This window comes from Anaerobacterium chartisolvens (assembly GCF_003337415.1).
Lineage (GTDB): Bacteria > Bacillota > Clostridia > Acetivibrionales > DSM-27016 > Anaerobacterium > Anaerobacterium chartisolvens.
The window spans coordinates 101,962-126,375 of the sequence record NZ_QPJT01000004.1 but is presented as its reverse complement, the minus strand read 5'-3'; the positions used below and the strand labels follow the sequence as shown (position 1 = coordinate 126,375).

24 protein-coding genes are annotated in these 24,414 nt (G+C 43.3%); 16 read left to right on the top strand and 8 right to left on the bottom strand.

The annotated features are described in order from the left end of the window. The first annotated feature begins 22 nt into the window (after positions 1-22). The 3 genes from DFR58_RS04770 to DFR58_RS04760 all read left to right on the top strand — a co-directional run bounded on the left by DFR58_RS04770 (position 23) and on the right by DFR58_RS04760 (position 3,394). Positions 23-385 carry an MmcQ/YjbR family DNA-binding protein gene (locus DFR58_RS04770; RefSeq protein WP_114296669.1) on the top strand — a complete coding sequence of 121 codons (363 nt, stop codon included), beginning with the start codon at positions 23-25 and terminating at the stop codon, positions 383-385. Between the two features lie 81 nt (positions 386-466). Next, complete coding sequence (locus tag DFR58_RS04765) at positions 467-2,959, top strand: ATP-dependent helicase (protein WP_114296668.1); 2,493 nt, start codon at positions 467-469, stop codon at positions 2,957-2,959. Between the two features lie 33 nt (positions 2,960-2,992). After that, entirely contained in the window at positions 2,993-3,394 is a 402-nt protein-coding gene (locus DFR58_RS04760; RefSeq protein ID WP_114296667.1) for a hypothetical protein, read from the top strand. A gap of 71 nt (positions 3,395-3,465) precedes the next feature. Here the strand turns inward: DFR58_RS04760 and DFR58_RS04755 are convergent, their stop codons facing one another. Then, positions 3,466-3,768 (bottom strand): hypothetical protein, encoded by a 303-nt coding sequence (locus DFR58_RS04755; RefSeq protein WP_114296666.1) that lies wholly within the window; start codon positions 3,766-3,768, stop codon positions 3,466-3,468. A gap of 141 nt (positions 3,769-3,909) precedes the next feature. Between DFR58_RS04755 and DFR58_RS04750 the strand changes: the two genes are divergently transcribed. Together DFR58_RS04750 and DFR58_RS04745 are read left to right on the top strand one after the other, a co-directional pair. Then, positions 3,910-4,140, top strand: coding sequence for a helix-turn-helix domain-containing protein (locus DFR58_RS04750; protein WP_242987397.1), 231 nt, complete (start codon positions 3,910-3,912; stop codon positions 4,138-4,140). A 153-nt stretch (positions 4,141-4,293) separates the two neighbouring features. After that, positions 4,294-5,493, top strand: coding sequence for an ATP-binding protein (locus DFR58_RS04745; protein WP_114296665.1), 1,200 nt, complete (start codon positions 4,294-4,296; stop codon positions 5,491-5,493). A gap of 15 nt (positions 5,494-5,508) precedes the next feature. Here DFR58_RS04745 and DFR58_RS04740 read toward each other — a convergent pair whose 3' ends face one another. Further along, positions 5,509-5,883: a MerR family transcriptional regulator gene (locus DFR58_RS04740; RefSeq protein WP_114296664.1), complete on the bottom strand. Its 375-nt coding sequence runs from the start codon at positions 5,881-5,883 to the stop codon at positions 5,509-5,511. Between the two features lie 396 nt (positions 5,884-6,279). Here DFR58_RS04740 and DFR58_RS04735 point away from each other — a divergent pair, with 396 nt between their 5' ends. Further along, positions 6,280-7,458, top strand: coding sequence for an iron-containing alcohol dehydrogenase (locus DFR58_RS04735; RefSeq protein ID WP_114296663.1), 1,179 nt, complete (start codon positions 6,280-6,282; stop codon positions 7,456-7,458). Positions 7,459-7,512: 54 nt separating this feature from the next. On the opposite strand, the gene DFR58_RS04730 is transcribed toward DFR58_RS04735, so the two are convergent. Beyond that, the gene (locus DFR58_RS04730) at positions 7,513-7,908 is read right to left on the bottom strand and encodes a nucleoside triphosphate pyrophosphohydrolase family protein (protein WP_114296662.1); all 396 of its coding nucleotides are present in this window, start codon (positions 7,906-7,908) and stop codon (positions 7,513-7,515) included. A gap of 331 nt (positions 7,909-8,239) precedes the next feature. Between DFR58_RS04730 and DFR58_RS04725 the strand changes: the two genes are divergently transcribed. The 3 genes from DFR58_RS04725 (at position 8,240) to ispD (ending at position 10,639) form a co-directional block, all read left to right on the top strand. After that, complete coding sequence (locus DFR58_RS04725) at positions 8,240-8,719, top strand: CarD family transcriptional regulator (RefSeq protein WP_114296661.1); 480 nt, start codon at positions 8,240-8,242, stop codon at positions 8,717-8,719. A gap of 100 nt (positions 8,720-8,819) precedes the next feature. Beyond that, positions 8,820-9,896, top strand: a complete 1,077-nt coding sequence (locus DFR58_RS04720) for a PIN/TRAM domain-containing protein (protein ID WP_207659127.1) — start codon at positions 8,820-8,822, stop codon at positions 9,894-9,896. 20 nt (positions 9,897-9,916) lie between these two features. Next, positions 9,917-10,639, top strand: coding sequence for a 2-C-methyl-D-erythritol 4-phosphate cytidylyltransferase (gene ispD / locus DFR58_RS04715; RefSeq protein ID WP_114296660.1), 723 nt, complete (start codon positions 9,917-9,919; stop codon positions 10,637-10,639). A gap of 12 nt (positions 10,640-10,651) precedes the next feature. Here the strand turns inward: ispD and ispF are convergent, their stop codons facing one another. Continuing rightward, positions 10,652-11,122: a 2-C-methyl-D-erythritol 2,4-cyclodiphosphate synthase gene (gene ispF / locus DFR58_RS04710; RefSeq protein ID WP_114296659.1), complete on the bottom strand. Its 471-nt coding sequence runs from the start codon at positions 11,120-11,122 to the stop codon at positions 10,652-10,654. A gap of 350 nt (positions 11,123-11,472) precedes the next feature. Here ispF and proS point away from each other — a divergent pair, with 350 nt between their 5' ends. Together proS and DFR58_RS04700 are read left to right on the top strand one after the other, a co-directional pair. Beyond that, positions 11,473-12,909 (top strand): proline--tRNA ligase, encoded by a 1,437-nt coding sequence (proS, locus tag DFR58_RS04705; protein ID WP_114296658.1) that lies wholly within the window; start codon positions 11,473-11,475, stop codon positions 12,907-12,909. A 171-nt stretch (positions 12,910-13,080) separates the two neighbouring features. Further along, positions 13,081-13,866: a CAP domain-containing protein gene (locus DFR58_RS04700; RefSeq protein WP_114296657.1), complete on the top strand. Its 786-nt coding sequence runs from the start codon at positions 13,081-13,083 to the stop codon at positions 13,864-13,866. Between the two features lie 74 nt (positions 13,867-13,940). Here DFR58_RS04700 and DFR58_RS04695 read toward each other — a convergent pair whose 3' ends face one another. Next, positions 13,941-14,885: an RluA family pseudouridine synthase gene (locus DFR58_RS04695; protein WP_114296656.1), complete on the bottom strand. Its 945-nt coding sequence runs from the start codon at positions 14,883-14,885 to the stop codon at positions 13,941-13,943. A 193-nt stretch (positions 14,886-15,078) separates the two neighbouring features. Beyond that, positions 15,079-17,523 (bottom strand): mannose-1-phosphate guanyltransferase, encoded by a 2,445-nt coding sequence (locus DFR58_RS04690; RefSeq protein WP_114296655.1) that lies wholly within the window; start codon positions 17,521-17,523, stop codon positions 15,079-15,081. Positions 17,524-17,807: 284 nt separating this feature from the next. Here DFR58_RS04690 and DFR58_RS04685 point away from each other — a divergent pair, with 284 nt between their 5' ends. From DFR58_RS04685 to DFR58_RS04670, 5 genes are all read left to right on the top strand, one after another. Next, the gene (locus DFR58_RS04685) at positions 17,808-19,019 is read left to right on the top strand and encodes an NAD(P)/FAD-dependent oxidoreductase (protein ID WP_114296654.1); all 1,212 of its coding nucleotides are present in this window, start codon (positions 17,808-17,810) and stop codon (positions 19,017-19,019) included. Next, positions 19,016-19,780, top strand: a complete 765-nt coding sequence (locus DFR58_RS04680) for a class I SAM-dependent methyltransferase (protein WP_242987396.1) — start codon at positions 19,016-19,018, stop codon at positions 19,778-19,780. Before DFR58_RS04685 ends, DFR58_RS04680 begins: the two co-directional genes overlap by 4 nt. A 54-nt stretch (positions 19,781-19,834) precedes the next feature. Next, positions 19,835-20,797, top strand: a complete 963-nt coding sequence (gene uvsE, locus DFR58_RS04675) for a UV DNA damage repair endonuclease UvsE (RefSeq protein ID WP_114296653.1) — start codon at positions 19,835-19,837, stop codon at positions 20,795-20,797. 66 nt (positions 20,798-20,863) lie between these two features. Then, positions 20,864-21,013: a hypothetical protein gene (locus DFR58_RS21755; protein ID WP_170138034.1), complete on the top strand. Its 150-nt coding sequence runs from the start codon at positions 20,864-20,866 to the stop codon at positions 21,011-21,013. A gap of 391 nt (positions 21,014-21,404) precedes the next feature. Continuing rightward, complete coding sequence (locus DFR58_RS04670) at positions 21,405-22,337, top strand: 1-phosphofructokinase family hexose kinase (protein ID WP_114296652.1); 933 nt, start codon at positions 21,405-21,407, stop codon at positions 22,335-22,337. 20 nt (positions 22,338-22,357) lie between these two features. Here DFR58_RS04670 and DFR58_RS04665 read toward each other — a convergent pair whose 3' ends face one another. Both DFR58_RS04665 and DFR58_RS04660 read right to left on the bottom strand, forming a co-directional pair. Beyond that, positions 22,358-23,110, bottom strand: a complete 753-nt coding sequence (locus DFR58_RS04665) for a copper homeostasis protein CutC (protein ID WP_114296651.1) — start codon at positions 23,108-23,110, stop codon at positions 22,358-22,360. A gap of 48 nt (positions 23,111-23,158) precedes the next feature. Then, positions 23,159-24,397 carry an alpha-L-fucosidase gene (locus DFR58_RS04660; RefSeq protein ID WP_207659126.1) on the bottom strand — a complete coding sequence of 413 codons (1,239 nt, stop codon included), beginning with the start codon at positions 24,395-24,397 and terminating at the stop codon, positions 23,159-23,161. Between the last annotated feature and the right edge of the window lie 17 nt (positions 24,398-24,414).

Genomic DNA, 24,414 nt, shown 5'->3' with positions numbered 1-24,414 from the left:
TTATCAAAATGGAGGCAGAGAGATGAAATATGCATGGGTTGATGAATATTGCCTTTCTAAAAAGGGTGCTGTCAAAGAATATAAGCTTGAATGGAATGCTACAAGATATATGATAAAGGGAAAAATGTTTGTGCTTCAAGGAGGAGACAAGGAAGGCAAATCAATTATTACTTTAAAATTGGAACCATCCCATGGACAATTATTAAGGCAGCAATTCAAGGATATTGTCCCCGGATATTATATGAATAAGGAACATTGGAATTCATTATATTTAGAGGGTGATGTGCCGGATGAAATCGTAAGGGGAATGCTGGATATGTCCTATAAGCTTGTCTTGGCTTCACTTAGCAACAAGCTCCAGAAAGAAATTCTGGAGAATAAATGATTGATTGCAAAAAGAGAGGCTGTGTGGCAGAGTTCAGGTTCATAAATAAATTTATAATTGTGATAGGTGGTTAAAAAGCTAATGACAAGCGATATTAGAAAAGAAGAGTTTTATCGGCTAAGAAAAAGGATATTGGAAATTCAATTTGAACGCTTAAATGATCCGCAAAAAGAAGCAGTATTTCATATAAATGGCCCCCAATTAATTTTAGCCGGAGCCGGAAGCGGCAAAACGGCTGTTTTAACAAATAGGATAGTATACATGATAAAGTACGGTAACGCCTATCACAGTGAGTATGTCCCAGAAGGCCTGACAGAAGAGGATTTGCAGCTTATGAGGGACTATGTAAGTGATTATACCCCGGGAAACGCTCAAGTGTTGACCGACAGGCTTTCATATATGATAAGTGAGAGGGGGGTACACCCTGCCAACATACTTGCAATTACGTTTACAAACAAGGCGGCAAGGGAAATGCGGGAAAGAATAGACAGGCTGGTGGAGGAGAATTCCGAGGATATATGGGTAAGCACCTTTCACTCATGCTGTGCAAGGATACTTCGGCGTGATATTGATAAGATAGGCTTTGACAGGAGCTTTGTGATATACGATTATCCCGATCAGCAGACGGTTGTTAAGGACTGTCTCCGCGAGCTCAACATTAACGATAAAAATTTTCCGCCTAAATCGGTGCTTGAGATGATAGGAAAGGCAAAGGATGAGCTGATTGAGCCGTCAACCTATTCCTCCATATACGGAGGGGATTTTAAGATGGGCAAGGTTGCGCAGATATACGAGCTGTACCAGAAGAAGCTGAGGCAGAATAATGCCCTTGATTTTGATGACATTATAATGTACACCATTAAGGTTTTTCTGGATAACCCCCACATTTTGGAGTACTATCATAGGAAGTTCAAGTACATACTGGTGGACGAATATCAGGACACCAATACCGCCCAGTATTCGCTCATAAGCCTTCTGGCGCAGAAAAGCAAAAATCTGTGTGTGGTGGGCGACGATGACCAGTGCGTTTACGCATGGAGAGGGGCTAATATAAAGAACATACTGGATTTTGAAAAGGAGTTTAAGGGCTGCAAGGTTATAAAGCTTGAGCAGAATTACCGTTCGACCCAGACCATACTTAATGCCGCAAACGGTGTTATTCAAAATAATACCGGCAGGAAGGACAAAAGCCTGTGGACTGATAATTTGGAGGGAAACAGCATAAACCTGTATCAGGGAATAAATGAGCATGACGAGGCCTCCTTCATAAGCGAACAGATAAAAACACTCAGTGATACAGACGGCAGGAGCTACAAGGATTTTGCGGTGCTTTACAGGGTAAATGCCCAGTCACGCGTAATAGAGGATATGCTCATGAGGGAGGGCATTCCGTATAAAATTGTGGGGGGATTAAGGTTTTATGATCGCAAGGAGATCAAGGACATAATAGCATACCTCAGGGTGATACAGAACCCTGCCGACAACATCAGCTTAAAAAGGATTATAAATGTGCCCAAAAGAGGCATAGGCGACACCACTGTCGGCAAGGCCGAGGAGATAGCAAACAGGCGCGGCTGCAGCATATTTTCCGTAATATCCTCTGCCGGAGAAATACCCGAGCTGCAAAGGGCGGCGGCAAAGCTCCATAATTTTGAGCTTCTGATATCAAGGTTCAGGGCCATGAAGGAAGGCATGAGGATTTCGGATATAATTGAGGAAATAGGGACACAGTCGGGAATATTAAAGGAGCTGGAGCAGGAGGATACCCCTGAATCCCGAACGAGGATTGAGAATATTCGGGAGCTTATTTCGGTGGCTCTGGAGTTTGAGAAGGGGGAAGATACTGAGGGCACTCTGGAGGGCTTTCTCGAAAACATTTCGCTTGTGGCCGACATTGACAGTGTTGACCCGGAGGCCGACAATATTGTGCTTATGACACTGCACAGCGCGAAGGGACTGGAATTTCCCGTTGTATTTATGGCGGGGATGGAGGAGGGAGTATTTCCCGGCTACAGGGCAATGGTTGACGAGACTGAGGTTGAGGAGGAGCGCAGGCTGTGCTATGTCGGGATAACGCGGGCGCGGGAGAAGCTGTTCATGACAGGTGCATACAGCAGGACGCTGTTTGGCAACACCACCTACAACAAGGCGTCCAGGTTTATAAAGGAAATACCTGAGAATCTTATTGCCGACTTAAACAGGATGGAGGCGGCAAGCAGGAGCAGAGGCAGCACACCCGCGAGCGGGGGGACTTTGCCTTCTGCCGGGGGAGCATCCGCAAGCCCCAAGCCGCTGTCTCAGCTTGGAAGCGTGTATGTAAAGGGCACTGCTCCTTCGCCGCCTATAGGAAGAGCGGTCAGCTTTTCAGGCGGTTCTATAAGCATAGCTCCGAGAGAACCTGCTTTAAGCGGGGTTTCGTTTAGTGAGGGAGACACTGTTCAGCATAAGAAATTCGGGGTGGGGGTAATTACGTCGGTTGAAAAGGAAAAGGGTGATTTCAAGCTGGAGATACAGTTTGAGGGGCACGGAATGAAGAGGCTTATGGCGGCATTTGCAAATCTTAAAAAGCTGTGAGAAGGGCAAAATCTGAAAAGAGGTGAGAAATCATTGCAAAAGTGGATAAGGGTTCTGGTATATTTGTTTTTTATAGTAGCATTTATTTTTTTGAGTGAAAATTTAATAAGTAAAGCCGAACACTACAGCGCGATTTCATATAGCAAAAATTTATATCACCTTGCCATAATTTTTATAAATATTATTTTCGGTGCATTACTTGGGATGGAATACATAATAAATGAAAAAAGAAAAAAAGGGGCATGGAAAATAAATTTCCCCAAATTTGTGATTTTATTTTTGCCGGCATTATTATTTAACTTATATTTCATTGCTTTAGTTTTTAATGCCGCATGGATTCAAAATCTGAATTTTTTATACCGGGCTGTAGTTGCTACAAATATCATTTCTACAATTTTCGGCTATTCTATAATGACAATTTTAAAAAAGGAATGATAAATAAATTGTGGGAACCTATTGGCTTGTCTGAGATAAGTGCAAAACTTTTAATGGAGTATTCAGGGGCCTTAAGAGGCCCCGAGTATAATATCCCTGATCCTGAATGCGTCCGCTAAGCCCCGCTTGTAGATAAATCTTTCCCTTGTGACTTGCATTTCCGCCGTTAAACAGCTATAGTCCTCCAGCAAGGCCTTTTGCTCCGAGGTGAGTGCATTCGAGAGTGCCTGTTTGAGCTGTATGCTTTTCTGCTCCAATTCAGTGTAGTGTTTATCTCGTCTCAGCCTTTTTTCAATAGCACTTTCCATCCTGAAAATTGAAAAATGGCGGACAAGCTCATCCAGTGAGCTGAATTTGTTTGTGATCTTTGACATATTAGATCCTCCTAATCATCTTAACGATATATCGTTAAGATGATTATAGCAAAGAAAATACTTAATGTCAACGATGTGTCGTTAATGTTTTTTGATTTTATTTGGTATAATTTTATATATATAATTATAGGTGGTGTTGACGTGAATATAGCCGAATGCTGTGCCAAAAGAATATTATACCTTTGCAAGGAGAGAAATATAACTGTAAACAGGCTGGCAGGTATTTCGGGCCTCACTCAATCAACTGTAGACAGCATTATTAACGGTAAAAGTAAAAATCCCGGTATTATAACCTTGAAAAAAATATGTCAGGGACTAAATATATCTTTGTCTGAGTTTTTTAATGATCCCTCCTTTGAGGACAGTGAATGAGCAGCTTAAAATGCTTACTGCTTTTATTGATTCCATGAAGTAAAAACAGGACACAGATTTCGCTATAGCGAAAACAAATTAAATAATACCCTTGAAATTTCGGTATAGATATTGTATTCTGATGGTATGCTATTGCCAAAGGAGTGTGGAGAAATGATTCAGCGGGAAATGTACATGTCTAAAATCCGTCCGTTTATGAAGCAGGATATTATTAAGGTTCTGACAGGAATAAGGCGCTCGGGAAAGTCTGTAATGCTGGAATTGATACAGCAGGAATTGCGCTTGCAGGGAGTATCGGACAAGCAGATTTTATCTGTTAATTTAGAAAGCAGAAATAATCCTTTTGCCGCCTCTGTTGACGGCATTTATTCATATGTTAATAATTTTGCTTCCCGTGCCGCCGGTAAAATATATTTGTTCTTTGATGAGATACAGGAGCAGGATGGCTGGGAAAGCATGATTAATTCATGTATGATAGATTTTGATGCCGATATTTATATTACGGGATCGAATGCTAAGCTGTTATCCGGTGAGCTTGCTACCTATATTGGAGGCAGGTATGTTGAATTTAAAATCTTCCCTTTCTCTTATAAAGAAATGCTGGATATTACGAGCTTCAAAAATAATGCCGAAGCATTTCAAATGTATCTTACAAGAGGGGGGATGCCTTTTCTTTATCAGTTTCCGATTGATGAAAAAAGCTCAATGCAGTATCTGAGTGATATTTATGATTCAATTATATTAAAGGATATAGCAACAAGGAATAAAATCCGTGATATAGAGCTTTTGAAGAGGACTATTCAATTTTTCATAGCAAACATCGGAAATACATTTTCCGCGGCCAATATTTCAAAATATCTGAAAAGTGAAATGAGAAGTGTTTCCACAGAAACAATCTACAATTATATTGATTATTGCAAAACGGCTTGCTTCCTTCATCTGGTTCCGCGCGAGGATGTAATAGGGAAAAAGCTCCTGCAATTTCAGGAAAAAATTTATATTGCAGACCACGGAATTCGTGAGGCTGTTTATGGAAACAATATGCGCGACATAAATCAAACGCTCGAGAATATTGTATATATGGAGCTGCTCCGCCGTGGATATAATATCAGAGTCGGTAAGAATAGCAGCAACGAAATTGACTTTGTGGCAGTGTCGGGAAAGGAAAAAATATATGTTCAGGTAACATATATCCTTGCCACAGAGGAAACAATTGAAAGAGAATTTTCAGTTCTTGAAACCATTCCTGACAATTATCCCAAGTATGTCGTTTCGATGGATGAAATCGACAGGGGGAGAAACGGAATTAAAAATGTCAATATCCGTGAATTCCTGCTGATGGATAATTATTGAGGGCTGTGCTTCTTATCACCCGTTCCTATACCTTTCGTACTGCGACGTAAAATATCCGATCTTATGTGTTACCTTGTCAAGGTGCTGCTCCATTTGCGCTATTTGCTCCTTAACAGCTTTTTTATGCGCAACAAGCATTTCACACCTTTGCTTTAAGGTATTGTCTCCCTGTTTGCTAAGGTCTACAAAATCCCTTATTTGCTTTATAGACATCCCTGTGTTTTTTAAGCAGCATATCAATCCCAGCCAGTCCAGATCGGACTCAGAAAACGCGCGGCTTCCTCCGGCACTGCGTTTTACGGAAGGGAGAAGCCCCTCCTTTTCATAATAACGCAGTGTATGCGGGGGGATATGCATTTGCTCCGATACCTGCTTTATAGAATAAGCCATAAAAACCATCCTTTAAAATAATCTGGGAAATTTTATTTCCCTTATTGACTTAAAGTTAACTTTAAATCTTATAATATTATAAGGCATGTACAACCGCGGTGCAAGTATATATTAACAGTTTACGGATCGCAGAATTAAATATTTTGTTAATATATAGGATGCAATAAAGATTTTACAAACATGGAGGATATAATTGCTTACAGAAATTTTTAACTACAACGAAAAGACGCCTTGCGGGGAAATGTCTCACGGGTATGTCATCAGGCGCTTTTCTTAGATGTATTCCTTACGGGTGAAAAAAATTTCTTCCATCAAACTATATCCCCCATGTAAAATCTTTATTGCTAAATATATAGGAAGGTTCGCGGGCCATAAATAATGGAGGAGGAAAACAGGATGCTAAACTTTGATTTCCAAAATTCTACAAGGATTGTATTCGGCAGGGATACCCAAAATGCCGTAGGAGAGCTTTTGAAGCCCTATGCAAAAAAAATACTTCTTCACTACGGAGGAAGCAGTATTAAAAAAAGCGGCCTTTATGACACAGTGGCTGCTTCACTTAACGCAAACGATATTGAATTTGTGGAGCTTGGGGGTGTTGTTCCAAATCCCAGACTGTCGCTGGTTCATGAGGGTATACGTCTTTGCAAAGCTGAAAATGTGGAACTCATTCTGGCAGTGGGAGGAGGAAGTGTAATTGATTCGGCCAAGGCAATTGCCGCAGGCATGTACTATGACGGTGATGTATGGGATTTATTCGAGACGGGCAGGTCTACCGATGGAGCTTTGCCTGTGGCAACCGTTCTGACTATTCCGGCGGCAGGCAGCGAGTCCAGCATGAACACGGTAATTACCAATGAGGCTATTCAAAAAAAGCTTGGGTATGGAAATGTGCATTTGAGGCCGTGCTTTAGCATAGTGAATCCCGAGTTGTTTTTTACGCTACCAAAAAACCAGATTGCCAATGGCGTTGCCGATATGATAAGCCATATATTTGAACGCTATTTTACAAATACAACAGAGACAGACTTAACCGACGGGCTGTGTGAGGCGACGCTTAGAACTATAATGAAGAATGCGTTGCTTGTTGTTAAAAATCCCCGGGATTACGATGCCTGGTGTCAGGTAGGGTTTGGCGGAACGGTAGCCCACAATGATCTTTTAGGCATGGGGCGGGAGCAGGACTGGGGTTGCCACGGAATGGAGCATGAACTCAGTGCTATCTATGACGTCGCACACGGTGCCGGACTCGCGGTGGTTACCCCCGCATGGATGAAGTATGTCTATAAGTCCAATATCAATATTTTCGTCCAGTTTGCTGTTAACGTCATGGGTGTTTCGGGAAGCTTCAGGAACCCTGATGCCATTGTAATGGAAGGAATTGAGCGCCTGAGCGAATTTTTCAAAAAAATGGGGCTTCCTTCTACCCTTGGCCAGCTTGGCATTGATGAAAGCAACCTTGAGCTGATGGCTAAAAAGGCTACCAGAGAGGCCTATGGAAAGGAGTATCCTATCGGGGGGCTTAAAAAGCTGTATTGGCAGGATGTTCTGGAAATATACAGGCTGGCTCGGTAATTTACCGCTACATATCTATAAAAATAAAAAACAGCGTGCTACACGCTGTTTTTTTTATCTTAAATTGTATTTGCCAAGCATTTTAACCCTATCCAGCTCTTTTATAATTATGTCATATAAATTAAGATCCAAGGTGTTGCATATGGATGCCAGATAAAAAAGGTTTTTTCCTATTTCCTTTTCTATTATATCCCTGCAGTTTTCGCACAGCTTCCCTTCCAAATGAGTTTCCATCAAAAGCTTCATTTCTTCAAAATCTCCGTCCTCAGGGAAGGACTGCTTCTCAGCATTAATCTTTATACAACCGCAGTGAGTTACCGATTTTACTACAGAACGGTTGACCCGGGCGTTGGAATCCTGAAATTTAGTAATCAGGTCAATGATGCTTTTGTTCCTGACAAGAAGCTCATTTGCAGAATACTGCAGCTCATCTATTATAATGTCCTTCAATAAAGCTCACTCCTTAGCTGTGATAATTTTATCAATACAAAAATTCACTTAAAGGTCACTTCCATTTTTATTATAATTGTTTGATTGCGCTGTTGTCAATTAAAAACCTTCTGGTAAACATTGCATATAAAATTTTTAATTTCAAAAAAAATTATCGTTGACATAAACAAATACAAATGTTAGAATAAATCGTTTTGACATTATTATATATTTATAGTATACTATTTATTAATAAGTAGTTTGTGGTTAAGATATATTTATAGCAGATTTTTGATCTTTAGGGCTTCCGGATAATTTCTTAAGGAAGTTTTATTTGTTGGAGGCGTTAGTTATGTTTAATGTTGGGGACAAAATTGTTTACCCAATGCATGGTGCTGGTGTTATTGAGTCAATTGAGGAAAGAGAGATACTTGGACAGAAACAAAACTACTATGTTATGAAAATGCCTGTGGGTGATATGAAGGTTATGATTCCTACACACAATATTGAAGATATAGGCATAAGGGAGGTCATCAGCGGGTGCGATGTGGACAAGGTATTTGCCATATTGGGAGATCAGAACCTGAACGTAAACAGCAACTGGAATAAGCGTTACAGGGAAAACATGGTTAAGATAAAAAGCGGGAATATTTTTGAGGTTGCCGACGTAGTCAGGTCATTGATGCTCAGAGACAGAGAAAAGGGCTTATCTACCGGAGAAAGAAAAATGCTGAACAGCGCACGTCAAATTCTTATAAGTGAATTGGTTTTGGCAAAGGGGACAGACCAGCTTGAGATTGAGGGTATTATAAGTGATTATATAAACATATAAGAGCTTTGTTTTTTTGCCGGAAAGGCTGTAAATAGCCAATATCCGGCTAGTTATCCTCACTTAAGCATTATATGTTATTAATATAAGGGAGTTAGGTATTGTGATAAACAATGTACTAAAGGGTTTATTTGCCGTTATTGGTGCTGTTACAGGTGTTACTCTTACCAGAACCTTCTTTTATATGCATAATGTCAAGTTTCATACCGAGCTTAAAGCCGCGGTTTTTTGTCTGGTTACAATAGCTTGTGCATTTTTGTTCTATGTGACTGCAAATCAAATTATTGCATTCGTATTGAAAGCACTTGATAAAACTGAAGAGGTGCTCCAGAAAATGTCATTATATGAGCTGACGGTCAGCTCATCGGGACTCATAGTCGGTCTTATTGTTGCAAATCTTATAAGTATTCCTATAAATAAGGTAGATATAATCGGCCTGCCCATATCCATTATTGCAAATGTTTTATTCGGGGGAATAGGAATTTGGGTTGCGGTAGGAAAGAGAAATGAAACCTTGCATGGCAATTTTAAAGAAAGAATTCCTCTTAAACAGGAGGATAATATAATGTACCAGAGCAGACTGCTTGATACCAGCGTCATAATAGACGGAAGGATTGTGGATATCTGCAGAAGCGGTTTTCTGGATGGGGATATTATTGTGCCTGACTTTGTGCTGGAGGAGCTAAGGCATATTGCCGATTCCTCTGACTCGCTTAAGAGGAACAGGGGCAGGAGGGGTCTGGATGTGCTTAACGCAATGCAAAAGGAGCTGCCCTATCCTGTGAGAATTGAAAATTTTCAGGATACAGAGGGCGGAGAGGCCGACGACAAGCTTCTTAGGGCGGCAAAAAAAATCAATGCAAAAATACTTACCAATGATTATAATCTGAACAAGGTGGCTAATTTCCACGGAGTTCAGGTGCTGAATATAAATGAGCTTGCCAATGCAATGAAGCCCATTGCCCTTCCCGGTGAGGAGATGTCCATACAGGTGGTTAAGGATGGAAAGGAGAGTGGGCAGGGCATAGGGTATCTTGATGACGGCACAATGATAGTGGTTGAAGGGGGCAGAAGATATATGGGGGAAACTGTGAGTGTAATAGTGACAAGCGTTATACAGACCGCCGCCGGGAGAATGATTTTTGCCAAGCCTAAAAACACTATTGAGAGAGTTATTTAAAAAGCTGCTGCGGAGGGAAAATGCCTAATAAAAAGCTGTGCGCCGGCGCGGTTATTGTAGCTGCGGGCAGAGGCGCGCGCATGAATACCGATATAAATAAGCAATATATTGAGATAGCGGAAAAGCCTATACTTGCAAGAACGGTTGAGGTGTTTGAAAGCTGTCGTCATATTGATGAGATAGTACTGGTTGTAAATGAAAGCGATATAATATACTGCAAACAGAACATTGTCGATATGTGCGGAGCCGTGAAGGTGAAGACAATAGTGTCGGGCGGGGAGGAAAGGCAGGCTTCTGTCTATAACGGGCTCTGTGAAATAGATAAAGCCTGTGACGTTGTTGTTATACATGACGGTGCCAGGCCGTTTGTAACACATAAAATTATTTCCGACAGTATTGAGGCGGCTGACAGGTACGGAGCCTCATGTGTGGCTGTTGCTGTGAAGGATACGATAAAGGCAGGGGATAAGGAAGGCTTTATAAGCTCCACTCTGGAAAGGAGTGTGCTGTGGTCGGTACAGACACCTCAGTCCTTTAGGTACCGGCTTATAATGGACGCACATATTAAGGCTGCGGAAGAGGGCTTTTATGGTACAGATGATGCTGTACTGGTTGAAAGACTTGGTGTGAGAACCAGACTGGTTATGGGAAGCTACGAGAATATAAAAATCACCACACAGGAGGATTTGGTTGCGGGAGAAGCCATAGTGCGGTCAAGGGAAGCAAGGCACAGAAAAGAATAAGGCGTTAAGCAGTTATATTATTGTGACACAGCTAAATACCTGAATGCCCTTGCCCTGCCCGAATTGTGTAAGCCCCTCTCCTGTTGTGGCGGTTATGCCTACGCAATTTTGGGGTATGTCCAGCAGCCTTGCTATGCTTTCTCTGAGCTGGTGTATCTTGGGGCTTATTTTTGGTGTGGAGCACTCAATTGATATGGATACATGCACGATTTTGCTTTCACCTAAGTGCTTTAATGCCTCGGCAAGATATGCTGTACTGTCCTTTATCCCGTGTTTTAAGCACATTTCATCGCTTACCGATCCTAATATGTTTACGCACGTTACACCTGAAATAGCGTTGGTTATTGAGTGAAGTATTACGTCGGCATCACTGTTGCCGTGAAGCGGCGCATGTCCTTCAAAGACTACGCCTCCTAATATAAGCTTTTTGGCGTTGTCGTTGAAATCGAACCTATGGCTGTCCTGTCCTATACCTACCTTCAATCTTTCAGCACACTCCCTTTTTGCTTATTTTAATATTGACATCGTACAATGGGTATATTATATTAAATATGAGTATAAGTCAATGACGGGATCAATGAGAAGCGGGATTTTTAAGAGAGAGGGCCATTTGGTGCGAGGCCTTCGGCAACAGCTTTTCTTCCCACCCCTGAGATGCAGTTGATGAAACTGACGCATGAGCCCCGGTAAAGGCTTTCAGAGCCGGACAGCGCACGGATTGGCGCGTCTATTTGGGTGGTACCACGGTTATAAGCTCCGTCCCTTAGTATTTTAAGGGCGGTTTTTTTATTTTAAGATTATTAAAATATTTTATTGAATGGGAGATGAGGCTTATGGCACAGGAAAAAAAGCTTGTAGAGGCGATAACCTCCATGAATGAGGATTTCACACAATGGTATACGGATGTCATCAAAAAGGCGGATCTAGTGGATTACTCAAGCGTAAGGGGCTGCATGATAATCCGTCCGTATGGCTATGCAATATGGGAAAATATTCAGAAATACTTAGATGCCAGGTTTAAGGAAACGGGTCATGAAAATGTATATATGCCCATGTTTATTCCCGAGAGCCTGCTCTTAAAGGAAAAGGAGCATGTTGAGGGGTTTGCTCCCGAGGTTGCGTGGGTTACGCACGGAGGGGATGAGAAGCTGGCAGAGAGGCTGTGCGTGCGCCCGACCTCAGAGACGCTTTTTTGTGATCACTATGCAAATATAATACAGTCATACAGGGACCTTCCCAAGCTGTATAACCAGTGGTGCTCGGTGGTCAGGTGGGAAAAAACGACACGGCCATTTTTGAGGACTCTTGAGTTCTTATGGCAGGAGGGGCATACGGCACATGCCACCGCGGATGAGGCGCAGCAAGAGACAATAACAATGCTGAATGTATACGCGGATTTTTGTGAAAAGGCTCTGGCTATTCCTGTAATTAAGGGGAAAAAGACAGAGAAGGAAAAGTTCGCCGGAGCAAAGTCCACCTATACAATCGAAAGCCTTATGCACGACGGAAAGGCGCTCCAATCGGGCACCTCGCACAATTTTGGAGACGGCTTTGCAAGAGCGTTCGGAATCCAGTATACCGGCAAGGAGAACCAGCTTCAGTATGTGCATCAGACCTCATGGGGAGTCACAACCAGGCTTATAGGGGCTATTATAATGGTTCACGGTGATGACAGCGGGCTGGTGCTTCCTCCTGTGATAGCGCCTGTGCAGTTGGTGATAGTACCTGTACAGATGCATAAGGAGGGTGTGCTGGAGAAGGCGGGAGAGCTTAAGCAAAGGCTATCGTGTGTGGCAAGGGTAATAATGGACGACAGCGACAAGATGCCCGGCTGGAAGTTCAGCGAGCATGAAATGAAGGGTGTGCCGCTAAGACTTGAGGTGGGGCCTAAGGATATTGAGAAAAATCAGGTTGTCCTTGTGAGAAGAGATACCAGAGAAAAGATATTTGTTTCAATGGATGAGCTGGAAACCAAGGTGCCGCAAATTTTAGAGGAACTGCAGAACGCACTGCTTGAAAGGGCAAGAGAGATGCGGGATAAAAAGACCTTTAAAGCGGAAACGCTGGACGAGTTTGAAAGGACAATTAATGAAACTCCCGGCTTTATAAAGGCTATGTGGTGCGGAGACAGGGCCTGCGAGGACGCGGTAAAGGAGAGAACCTCCGCAACTGCCCGGTGCATCCCGTTTGAGCAGGAGACAATATCGGATAAATGCATGTGCTGCGGAAAGCCCGCAAAGCATATGGTTTACTGGGGCAAGGCTTATTAGCGGCGGAGGGGAGCTGTCTTTCTTAAATAAGGGGCTAGGAATTGGCATTATTTGAATTAGAATTTTTGCTTTTTTATATACTCTTATGTAAATAATTCATCTAAATGTGTTAATACTATATAACATAGTAAATTCTTCTTAGTAAGAATTGCATGAATTTGGAGGGATTTTATGAAAAGAAAGATAGCTTTTTTACTGGTAATGGCACTGGTGTTTATGTCGGCTCCCGCACTTACGGACTCCCATTCAGGCAGCGTTATGGCGGCATCCTATTTCCAAAAGGCAGACTTTATTGATGGGGTGGTGACACCTCATGCATTAAATGTAAGACAGGGCCCAAGCACAAAATATCCTGTTGTGTGTGTCCTTAAAAAGGGACAGGCCGTAAAGGTATTTGGAATGCTGGGAGACTGGTATACCATATACGATCCCGCAAGGGGATGCGTCGGCTCTGCATACAGCAAATATGTCAAGGTTGCAGAGTTTACAAATGTCAAGAAAAATACCGGCAATACCGCAGCCACTCCGGCTAAACAGACTGAAACACCTAAGAAGGCGGCTGCTCTGAAGGGAGTTACACAGGACGAGCAGACACTTCTGAACCTTGTCAACAAGGCAAGAACAGACGCAGGGGCATCGGCATTGGAATTTGATATGGAGGTAATGAAGTGTGCCAAGGCCAAGGCCAAGGACATGGCGGATAATAATTATTTCTCACACCAGTCTCCTACCTATGGTTCACCCTTCGACATGATGAGACAGTTTGGAATAAGCTTCAAGACGGCGGGTGAGAATATAGCCGGAAACCAGACTGTGGAGGGCGCATTCAAAGCATGGATGAACTCTGAGGGCCATAAGAAAAATATTCTGAATACAAACTTTAACTACGTAGGCTTTGGTATTGTTGATAGTCCCACATACGGGAAGGTAATGGTACAGCAGTTTATAGGCAGGTAGTTCGGTTTTTGGAATTAATGAATTTAAGCTGAAGGGAAAGAGGAGGGGTATATCAATAAAATATACCCTCCTCTTTATATTTTCTTTATATTGAACTCTGGGACAACTTGAATTTTTTTACCCTTGAGGTAATTTAAGCACCCTGCGTCTCCCGCAAAATCAAAGACAAGCTTGTATGCCCATAACGACTGATGCTTTGCTCCTAAGGGGCGGTTAATAGCATTTGTGCCGTATTTTCCGTCTCCTATAACAGGATGGCCTATGTGAGCCAGATGAGCGCGAATCTGATGCGTGCGCCCGGTTATAAGCTCTACCTCCAGACGGCTTATATTGCTTTCATACGACAGCACCCTGTACCTTGTGGTTATATTCTGTGAGCCCTTTGGGGGGGAGTCTGAAATAAATACCCTGCTTCTAAGCTCGTCCTTTACTAAATAGGCGGTGAGCTCTTCATAATTCCTTTCCATTTTGCCCCATACCAGACACTGATAATACTTTTTAATTTCCTTATCCTTTATTTTTTTCAGCAGGATTTTTAAGCTTCCGCTGTTTTTAGCTATTATTACAAGGCCTCCGGTGTTTCTGTCCAGCCTGTGGCATAGGGAGGGCTTAAAATCGTCCGAAGCAGACTCGTATAATTCTCCCTTTTCCTGCAGGTAACGGTGTACAAGCTCTATCAGCGTACTGTCAGCCTGTTCTCTGTCAGGGTGTACCGCTATTCCCGGCTGCTTGTTGACAACTAATATATTGGCATCCTCATATGAGACGTTAAAGTACGCCTTGGTGTTTTCTGCGTCACTTACGGGTGATCCGTCAAGAATTTCATCGCTTATATAAATGTCCAGCCTGTCGCCCTCCATGGCGACATAGTCCTCCTTCACCCTAACTCCGTTTGCTTTTACATCCTTTTTTCTGAAAGCCTTAAACATGGCGCTTGAGGGCATTTCCGGGAAGCTTTCCCTTATGATGCGGCCTATCTTTTTGTTTGATTGTGCTGCTGTAACTGTTATTGTTCTCATTCTGCGTCTCCCAAAGCTTGTATTAGTGGAAAGAAATTTCTGTAGAATAATTTTCATCTACCCGTAAGGAATACCTCTAAGGAAAGTGAATTCATGTTTGTCCCTAGAGACTTTTCCCGCGAATTCATCTTTCCGATGCTGTTGAAAATTATTTCGGAAGATATTTCTTTCCTATGACAAAGTACTGCGGAGATTATTCATTTACTATATGGTTTATTTTTTCCAGATAATACTCTGAAATTGTTTCTGCTATTTCAGGCGATTTACCCTCCGAATATACCCTGCAAAGAGGCATATCCGCGTCTGGGAGTACCAAAGCCCAGCCGTTATCCATTATAAATTTTACTCCGTCTATAAGCTCTATTCTCTCGTTGTTTTTATCAGTAATTAATGTCCTCATTACCTTGCCCTTTAATTCCCACGGGCAAAAAATATTTCTTTTGCTCATATAAAAGCTGGGTATTTCATTTATAGCTTCAGTAAGCGTTATGTTATTAATGCATAAATACTCTATAATCTTTACCAGCCCTGCAAGGGCGTCAAAATTAAGAAGGAACTGCCCCATGTCCTCTCTGCTTTTATAGGGATTCCGGCTCAGTATTTGCTCCATAACCGCCTGGGAGGAGGTTTTGGTGCGAACCACCCTGCCTCCGTATTTGGAAGCGAGGCTTTCTATAACGGACGGCGCTGTTACCGGCACTACAACACTGATATTTGGCGAGCTTTTAAACGCAATGAGCGACGAAAGCGATAAAAACAGGTCATCCTTTATTATATTTCCATTCTTATCAATTAATATCAGCGTTTCACCGTTGCTGTCTATAAAAGCGGCAAAGTCCGCGTTGGTTTTATTTATCTCATATATTATAAGATCCACCGCCTCAGGATTGCAAGAGGAAAAGCTTACAACCTTGCAGCCCGAATCCGCCAGCATTGACAGCACAATTGAAATAACAAAATCAGAGGGGGATATAACGCAGATTTTAGGGGATATGTCCATTATCTTATGAACATCGGTCTGATTTAGTATGGATCTTATGTAATAATCCTTAAAATCGGTTATATTATTGAGCCTGCTGATTTCCTCTCCCGAGCACCGCTTAAAGTCCTCCCTGAAATACGCATTCTCAATCTTCCTCTCGGTGCCTCTGCTTATGCTTCCTCCCTTGGAGTCCATAAAGTCAACCCTCAGCTTATTGGGGTTGTCGTCACTGACCTTTATATGTATTCCTCCCTCCACCGAAAGGAAATTGATGGCATGTCTTGAGATAGGCGTAAGAAGGCTGCTTAGATTGAAAACCTCCACGCCTATTGAAAGTATTCCTGATACAAAGGCATGCTTGAACATTCTGGCGGAGTTTGAGTTTGTGGAGCTTACAACAACCTTAGAGCCCTTTTTAAATATCGAGCCGTAGGCGGCGCCAAGGCGTGTGGCAAACTCAGGGGATATATCCACATTAATTATGCCCGACAGCCCGTTTTCACCAAAAATAGTTCTTGACTGCCTTGAGCTCCATATAACATTTCTGTCCACAATTGCAAGGGGGTCAATGGTTTTCTGGGGCCATATTTTTATGTTGGGCTTTATAATAGCCCTCTCATTAATTATGCACCTGTCTCCTATTATGGAGTTTTCAAAAACAGATACATAATGCTTCAGCGTCACTTTATTGCAAAGGATTGCTCCGCGTATTTCAGAGCCAAACTGTATGGAAGTATTATCCCACAGCACCCCTCTTTTTATGGACACCTCATCCTCTATTATATTGCCGCTGCCTATAACGGAGAAGTTATCTATGACGGTTCCGTTGCCTATATGGCAGTTGCTGCCTATAAGGCAGGGGCCGTTCAGCTCTGCGTTGGGCTCAATGACCGTCCCGCTGCCTGCCCACACTCCCTTTTTTATCTCTTCTCCTTCAAAAGGAAGCTTTATTTTGCCCTCAAAAGCGTCATAATGTGCCTGCAAATAGCTTGTGGGATCTCCTATATCGCACCAATATCCGTATGAGATATATCCATACATGGGTATTTTGTTTTCAAGCAGCAAGGGGAAAAGCTCCTGACTGAAATCAAATTTTTTGCCCTTTTCAAAATAGTCCAGAACCTCAGGCTCAAGTATATAAGTGCCTGTGTTTATAGTATCGCTGAATACCTCACCCCAGCTTGGCTTTTCAAGAAAGCCTATGACAGCGTCATCCTCGTCGGTGAGGACAACACCGTATTCTAAGGGCCTCTCAACCTTGGAAAGCACAAGAGTGGCCTTTGAATACTTACGGTTATGGTATTCCAGAGCTTTTAAAAGATCCAGATCGGTAAGCGAATCTCCACTTATAACTATAAAGGTTTCATCCAGAAAATGCTGGGCGTTTTTGACACTTCCGGCGGTTCCCAGAGGGAAATCCTCTATAAAATAATGCAGATTCACACCAAGGCTTGAGCCGTTTCCAAAATAGTTCTTGATTTTATCGGGAAGGTACATTAAGGTGACGCCTATGTCAATTATTCCATAAGACTTAAGCAGTTCTATAATATGCTGCATAATAGGCCTGTTCATTACAGGAACCATTGGCTTGGGCAGGTCGCAGGTCAGAGGACGCAGCCTCGAGCCCTCGCCGCCGGCCATAATAATGGCTTTCATTAAATCATCACCCTTTCGTTGGTATTTTAAGCCGGTGGAACATATTGACTGCTTCAATGCTTTGAATTGAAGAAAATATAATAGACCATGTGTTAATAGTAATATATAATAATTATATTCCATAAATAATTTAAAAATCCTCTAAAATGTGAAAAAATGTTAGGTGTTATCAATTGAAAGAAAACGTTTTAAACAGTGAATTATGTGGCATATATATAATCTGTTGATGTCAATTCCTTAACTCGAAATTTTCCATGATACAACAGAAATTAAAGAGGTGAAAGATGTTGAAGCATGTAATATTAGGAAATGGGGCTGCGGGTATAACGGCAGCGGCAAAGCTCAGAGAGGCCAATGCAAATGATTACATAACCATTGTCAGCGGTGAGGCGTGGCCGGTGTATTCAAAGCCCATGCTTCCCGATTACATCGGAGGCAAGCTTAATAAGGATAAGCTTTTTTTAAGAAGCCATAATTTTTATCACGACAGCAATATTGAGCTGGTGAGAAATAATCCATGCAAGGATATAGATGCGCAGAGCAGGAGGATTATCCTAAATGACGGTACCTCCATTGAGTATGACAGGCTGCTTATAGCAGTGGGAGGTACTCCGCTTATTCCCCCTGTCGAGGGGCTTCGGGAGGCGGGCTGCCTTACGCTGAATTCATTGGATGACGCAGACAGGATAAGGCAGCAGTCGCGTCAAGGCGGAAGAGCGGTAATAATGGGTGCGGGGCTTACCGGAATTGAGACAGGCTTTGCGCTTAAAGCCTTGGGCATGGAGGTATGCATAATTGAAAGAGAAAAGAGAATTCTGCCTTTGCAGATGGATTCTGAGTCCTCGGAGGTCATGCTTGAAAGGATACGGAATGAAGGAATAAAAATTCTTATGGAAACTACTATTGTCAAGGCGTGTGGCGGAGAGAGAAATACAATTCTTCTTTCGGACGGAACACAGCTTACATATGATATGCTTGTTGTATCAAGCGGCACTCGTCCTAACGTAGCTTTTGCGGCACAGTGCGGAATTAAAATCGGCAGGGGAATTATAGTGAACGAATTTATGGAAACCTCCTGCCGCCATATTTACGCGGCGGGGGATGCCGCGGAGCTGGTTGACGCAAAATCAGGCAATAGCAGGATTGCCTGTATATGGCCTAATGCTATGAATCAGGGAAGAGCGGCTGCTTTCAGCATGGCGGGACAGCCTCAGGGCTTTTCTGCTGAGGCGGCCCGCTTAAATCAGGTTCAGATGCGGGATATACCCTTTGTTTCAATGGGGCTTGTAAACCCGGAGGAGGACTGCGAAATCCTGTCGCGCCGCTACGACAGCGGGGCATACAGAAGGCTTGTGATTAAAAACGGTGTTGTTAAGGGAATGATACTTATAGGTGATACCAGAAGCTTAAGGAGCATAGGCGAGCTTATACGCAAGGGTGTTGACACCTCGGAGTTCCATCACAGGCTGCTGGAGGAGGAATTTTCTCTGAAGTGACGAAAAGGAAAGGAAGCTGTGAAATGGGCTTTTATGAACAGATAAGCAGATATTATGATTATATTTTCCCGGCAGGGCGGGAGCAGCTTGATTTTATAAGGGAGTGTGCGGGTGTTCCGCCCAAAAAGGTTGTGGATGTCGCCTGCGGCTCGGGAGGCTACGCAATAGAGTTGGCAAAGCTGGGCTATGATGTAACCGCAGTGGATATTGACGAAAAAATGATAGAAAAGACAAAAAGCAAGGCATCACAAGAGAGAGTGGATATACGCGCCTTTAAATGCGATATGAGAAATTTAAGCGGCACGGTGACAGGAGAGAACGATTGTGTTTACTGTATAGGAAACTCCATAGTCCATCTGGCGGGCAAAAAGGAAATATCGGATGTCTTAGGGCAGATGCATTCTGTTCTGGGCAATGACGGCACTCTTATTATCCAGATTATCAATTATGACAGAATTATCAGGCTTGACGTACAGGGTCTTCCTGATATCACCAACCGTGAAGCGGGACTTAAGTTTATAAGGCGATATAAATATTGCCGCGACACGGGGCTGATTGATTTCAACACCGTCCTTGAAGTAGCTAACGGCAGTGAGGTGCAGAGCTATGAAAACATAGTCCCGCTCTTCCCGCTTATGAGCCGTGACATGGCTGAAATGCTGGAACGGGAAGGCTTTAAGGATATAAGCCTTTACGGTGACTTCACAGGCACTCCCTATAACGAAAATTCATTTATGCTTGTAGTAAAAGCTGTTAAATAGAAGCCGAATAGGCTTTCTTTTTTTGGGAAAATATAATGTCGGAGGGAGCTGCTCATGAAATTCAGGCTTGGGTATGTTGCAATGACATTAAATCTTCACGACTGTTCACCGTCGGGCACTGTGACTGCTGCGGTGCTTGGAAGGCTTCCCGATGAGCAGGCGAGGATGTACAGGCTAAAAAGGGTTGCCGCAAAAAACCTTGAGAATACCTTGAGGATTCTTATTTACAACAAGGCATACAACATAAAGGTCTACAGGCTCACGTCCAAGCTTATACCTCTTGCCACCCATCCCCTTACTAAAGGCTGGGATTATACCGGCGATTTCGCAAGGGAGCTTAAAAAAATAGGGGATTTCATTAAGGAAAATGATTTCAGGGTAAGCGCCCACCCCGACCACTATACGCTCATCAATTCACCCTCTCAAGACGTAATAAAGCAGTCTGTGAGTGATCTTGATTATCACGTAAGGCTGCTTGAAGCCATGGGGCTTGATGATTACAGGTATAAGCTTGTCCTGCATGTAGGCGGGCTTTATAACGACAGGGAGGCTTCGATATCCAGATTCAGGGATAATTTCACAAGGCTGCCAGACAGAATAGCAAAAAGGATAATTCTTGAGAATGACGACAAGAGCTATGACGCGCATGATGTGCTGTGTATTTGCCGCGACTTAAATATACCCATGGTGGTAGACGTACACCATGACTGGTGTCTGAACAGGGGCGAAGCTCTTGAGGTGATTCTGGAGGACATTTTTAAAACCTGGGACGGGGAGTATTTCAGGCCCAAAATACATTTTTCGAGCCCAAAATCCCAAAAGGATTTCAGAAGCCATGCCGACTTTATTAATGCTGAGGATTTCGAGCAATTTTTAAGATATGCCGTAAAGCCGGGAATAGATTTCGATGTCATGCTGGAGGCAAAAAGCAAGGACTCGGCATTATTAAGGCTTTCAGAGCAGCTGGGGAATATTCATGGTGTTATCAGGCTAAATGAAGCGGAGTTTGAGATGTAATAAAAGCTTAAAGCTTTGCAGATAATATTTACAGGTAAAAACATTATCATAGAGAGGAGTATTTACATGAGTAAGAAAAATTCCAACGGAAGCAAAATGGCTAAAACCGGTCCGGGACCCAGCAATGATCAGCTTGGAGAGAATGCGTCACATGCGGGCTATGCGGAGAAGTATGACAATAAGGGCAAAAACGGCGGAAAGCAGGGACGCAAGTAAGGGTAAGGACAAGCGCAAGGGAGGCTGTGAGCCGGATGCTCACAGCCTCTTGCTTGTCCCCCCTCTTTTGAAAATTACCGATTTCAAAACCGCAGCCGGAGTGCTATAATTATATAAATTAGGATACAGACTATCTAAAAAGGATGTAAAATAATTTCCGGAGGAATAATTTCCCCGGAATGCGTGACCTGGATATAATTTAAGCTAACTAAAATCACAAGCGCCTTCTACAGGTATACATGCTTTTATAGTTAGAGTAGAAATTATTATGGAGGATATTATTTTACATCCTCCGTTATCCGATATGTAAAAGCCTAAACTATATAGCATTGGGTGCATGAAGGTGCAGGCACCTGGCGCAATACGGTTAATTTATTTTGGGAGGCTGTTTATGATTACCGCAGTGGTTTTAAGTCCCGCCGTGGATAAAATATATTTTGTGGACGGCTTTAGGGCCGGTGGGCTCTACAGGCCCGAGGATACAGTTAAATCGGCGGGGGGGAAGGGAATAAACGTTGCCAGAGTGGCGGCTGCTTTAGGTCAGCGGGTCAACGCCGTAGGATTTAAAGCTGGAGATACGGGAAGCTGGCTTGTATCACAGCTTGACGGGCTTAAAGTGAATACGTTTTTTACAGAGGTTCAAGGCGAGTCCAGAACCAACATCAACATAATAGACAGCGAATTACATACCGAGACAGAGCTTCTGGAAAGGGGCCCGCATATAACCCCCGCTGACACAGAGGCATTTCTTGAGGCTTTTAAAAGGATTTTGGAAAGAACCAGTGTGCTGGTATGCTCAGGAGGGCTTCCGCACGGCATCCCGGAGGATTTTTACCGAACACTTATAGAAATATCCCGCAGCCGCAATATAAAGGTCATTCTCGACAGCAGCAATAAAATGCTGGCTGAGGGAATAAAGGCAAAGCCTTATATGGTAAAGCCAAACATAAGGGAGCTTAGCGGATATATAGGAAGGACGCTTGAAACTAAGGAAGATATAATTGGAGCGTGCAGGCTTATAAACTCACAGGGGGTGGAGGTGGTGACAGCCTCCTTAGGAGCCGGGGGTGCCTTGCTTGTGTCGGGAGACACGGTGCTTGAGGCGGTAAACCCTGCGGTGGAGGCCGTTAATACAATAGGCTCGGGGGATTCAATGGTTGCGGGCTTTGCCTCCGCGCTGGCTGAAAATTACACACTGGAGGAGGCCTTCAGGCTGGGGACAGCCTGTGCGGTTGCAAACACCCAATTCATGGAGATAGGCGTTGTGAGCAGGGATCTGGTTCGGAAGTACAGGGCTGAAACAATAATCAGGCGGGTGGGGTAAATGCCTCAGCCCTGTTCCACTTAATTTTTCGCTGTCTTTTGTATTATTTTTTTCATCGTGCTTAAGTCTGCAATTGTGTGCCTGTCCTCCGGCGGATAATAAGCCCCTCCGAAGAAAATCTTTGAATTGCCGGCAGTGGATGTGTCAAAGCGGGTTGCTATTGATGCAAAGTGTATTTGACTTACGCCGGTTTTGTGAATTATTTCCTGTACATTGCCCAGCTTAATACCTGCGCCGGGAAGTATTTGTATTCTGCCCTTTGCATATTTAACTAATTCTGCGATCAGAGGTACTCCATCGTACACCGAAGCTTCCTGACCGCTGGTAAGCACCCTTGTAACCCCAATTTCTATAAGCTGGTCAAGTGCCTTAAAAGGGTCCGGCACAACATCGAAGGCACGGTGAAACACTGCCTCCGCGCGTCCGATAATTTTCATCATGCGCTGTGAATTTTTTAAATTTATCGTCCCGTCGCTATTAAGAAACCCAAAAACAATTCCTTCAGCCCCATGCTCTATAAATAACCCGGCATCCCTTTCCATAACCTCAATTTCATTTCCGCTATAGTCAAAACCGGCCTCGCGGGGACGAACCATAACCATTACCGGGATTTTCAACCGTTTTTTTGCCTCTATAAAAGTCCCGAGAGACGGGGTAAGTCCTCCTTGCTGCAGGCATGAATTTAATTCTATTCTGTCGGCACCGGCCTGTTGGGCAATTAAAGCATCGTCAAGAGAGCCGCAGCAAATTTCTGTTAATACTCTGCCTTCCATATGGAAATTCCTCCTAAATCAAATTTTCAGGCTTAAGCCTCAGAGATATCAATAAAGTTCCGCAACCCTTACCACTAAATTTTCACCATAAGGATATCCTGTGGCATCGAAGCAGAAAAGCCCCGAGTCTGTATCCTGCGTAAAAGCCAATTCTTCATTATTATCCAGCCAGCGCACGCCGCTAACCTTCCTGTGAACGCCATAAAATGCTCGCGGCCCGGATTTGTTAGCTCCTAAAGTGACATTGGGGTGTCCTTGCACATGCAGCTTATATATAAATAGATAAACTTTGCCGTCATCACCTTCAAGGGCAAAGTCTTCATGGCCTCCTCTGATCATACACGGCTTTCCTTCATATATTGCCCTTCCGTTAAGGCTCATCCAGTCTCCTATAGTCTCCATGAGTTCCTTTTGAATACCGGGTATGCTGCCCTGTGCGGTGGGGCCTGTATTCAGCAAATAATTTGCGCCCGCTTTGCGGCAGGCACAAAGATTTTCAATCAGCTCGGAGGTCGATTTATAATTTAAATCCCGTTTCCCTATACCCCAATTCTCATTCATGGTCTGGCACATTTCCCCCGTTACATACTTGCTCATGCCATTCCTGTTTAATGGCACCGGCCTGCCCTGCTCAAAGGTAACACTGTCAATCTCGGGATGAGACAGCTCCCCCCGTGCCTCAAGCCCGGTGTTATTTACAATGATTGCCTCAGGCTGGTACTTCCTTATGGTTCCATACAATTCATCCAGCCTCCAGTCGGCATCAGGCTTATCCCAATTCCCGTCAAACCATAGGCCGCCTATCTCGCCATAATTTCTGCAAAGAATTTCTATGGATTTTCTGAGATACTCAAGATACGCATTGAAATCTGTTTTATAGCTTTCCTGATACCAATCAAGTGTAGTATGGTATAAAAACGGTACAATGGAGTTTTGCCTGCAAGCGCTTACAAATTCAGCCACCAGATCCCTTCCGGCCGGGCTGTGTACCGAGTCATAATTTGACAAGCCCTTTGTATCGTACAGGGAAAAGCCCTCATGATGACGGGCTCCCATCGTTATATACTTCATTCCTGCTCTTTTGGCAAGCAAAACAATTTTTTCCGCATCGAAGTCCTCTGCCGTGAAGGTGTCCTTCAGCTTTGCATATTGGGATAACGGTATATTTTTGAGGTTCATGACCCATTCGCCGGATTCCAGCTGTGAATATAAGCCAAAGTGTATAAACATACCAAAGCCCATTCTCTCAAAATTCTTAACCCTTTGTGACGGTATCGGCAATAACAAAAAGCATCAACTCCTTA

Excerpts from the sequence above, each read along its gene's own strand:
- uvsE (WP_114296653.1), top strand. The coding sequence starts at position 19,835 with ATGAAATTCAGGCTTGGGTATGTTGCAATGACATTAAATCTTCACGAC.
- DFR58_RS04745 (WP_114296665.1), top strand. The coding sequence starts at position 4,294 with ATGATTCAGCGGGAAATGTACATGTCTAAAATCCGTCCGTTTATGAAG.
- DFR58_RS04670 (WP_114296652.1), top strand. The coding sequence starts at position 21,405 with ATGATTACCGCAGTGGTTTTAAGTCCCGCCGTGGATAAAATATATTTT.
- DFR58_RS04740 (WP_114296664.1), bottom strand. The coding sequence starts at position 5,883 with ATGGCTTATTCTATAAAGCAGGTATCGGAGCAAATGCATATCCCCCCG.
- ispD (WP_114296660.1), top strand. The coding sequence starts at position 9,917 with ATGCCTAATAAAAAGCTGTGCGCCGGCGCGGTTATTGTAGCTGCGGGC.
- DFR58_RS04770 (WP_114296669.1), top strand. The coding sequence starts at position 23 with ATGAAATATGCATGGGTTGATGAATATTGCCTTTCTAAAAAGGGTGCT.
- DFR58_RS04695 (WP_114296656.1), bottom strand. The coding sequence starts at position 14,885 with ATGAGAACAATAACAGTTACAGCAGCACAATCAAACAAAAAGATAGGC.
- DFR58_RS04765 (WP_114296668.1), top strand. The coding sequence starts at position 467 with ATGACAAGCGATATTAGAAAAGAAGAGTTTTATCGGCTAAGAAAAAGG.
- proS (WP_114296658.1), top strand. The coding sequence starts at position 11,473 with ATGGCACAGGAAAAAAAGCTTGTAGAGGCGATAACCTCCATGAATGAG.
- DFR58_RS04735 (WP_114296663.1), top strand. The coding sequence starts at position 6,280 with ATGCTAAACTTTGATTTCCAAAATTCTACAAGGATTGTATTCGGCAGG.
- DFR58_RS04665 (WP_114296651.1), bottom strand. The coding sequence starts at position 23,110 with ATGGAAGGCAGAGTATTAACAGAAATTTGCTGCGGCTCTCTTGACGAT.
- DFR58_RS04685 (WP_114296654.1), top strand. The coding sequence starts at position 17,808 with ATGTTGAAGCATGTAATATTAGGAAATGGGGCTGCGGGTATAACGGCA.
- DFR58_RS04755 (WP_114296666.1), bottom strand. The coding sequence starts at position 3,768 with ATGTCAAAGATCACAAACAAATTCAGCTCACTGGATGAGCTTGTCCGC.
- DFR58_RS04690 (WP_114296655.1), bottom strand. The coding sequence starts at position 17,523 with ATGAAAGCCATTATTATGGCCGGCGGCGAGGGCTCGAGGCTGCGTCCT.
- DFR58_RS04725 (WP_114296661.1), top strand. The coding sequence starts at position 8,240 with ATGTTTAATGTTGGGGACAAAATTGTTTACCCAATGCATGGTGCTGGT.
- DFR58_RS21755 (WP_170138034.1), top strand. The coding sequence starts at position 20,864 with ATGAGTAAGAAAAATTCCAACGGAAGCAAAATGGCTAAAACCGGTCCG.
- DFR58_RS04700 (WP_114296657.1), top strand. The coding sequence starts at position 13,081 with ATGAAAAGAAAGATAGCTTTTTTACTGGTAATGGCACTGGTGTTTATG.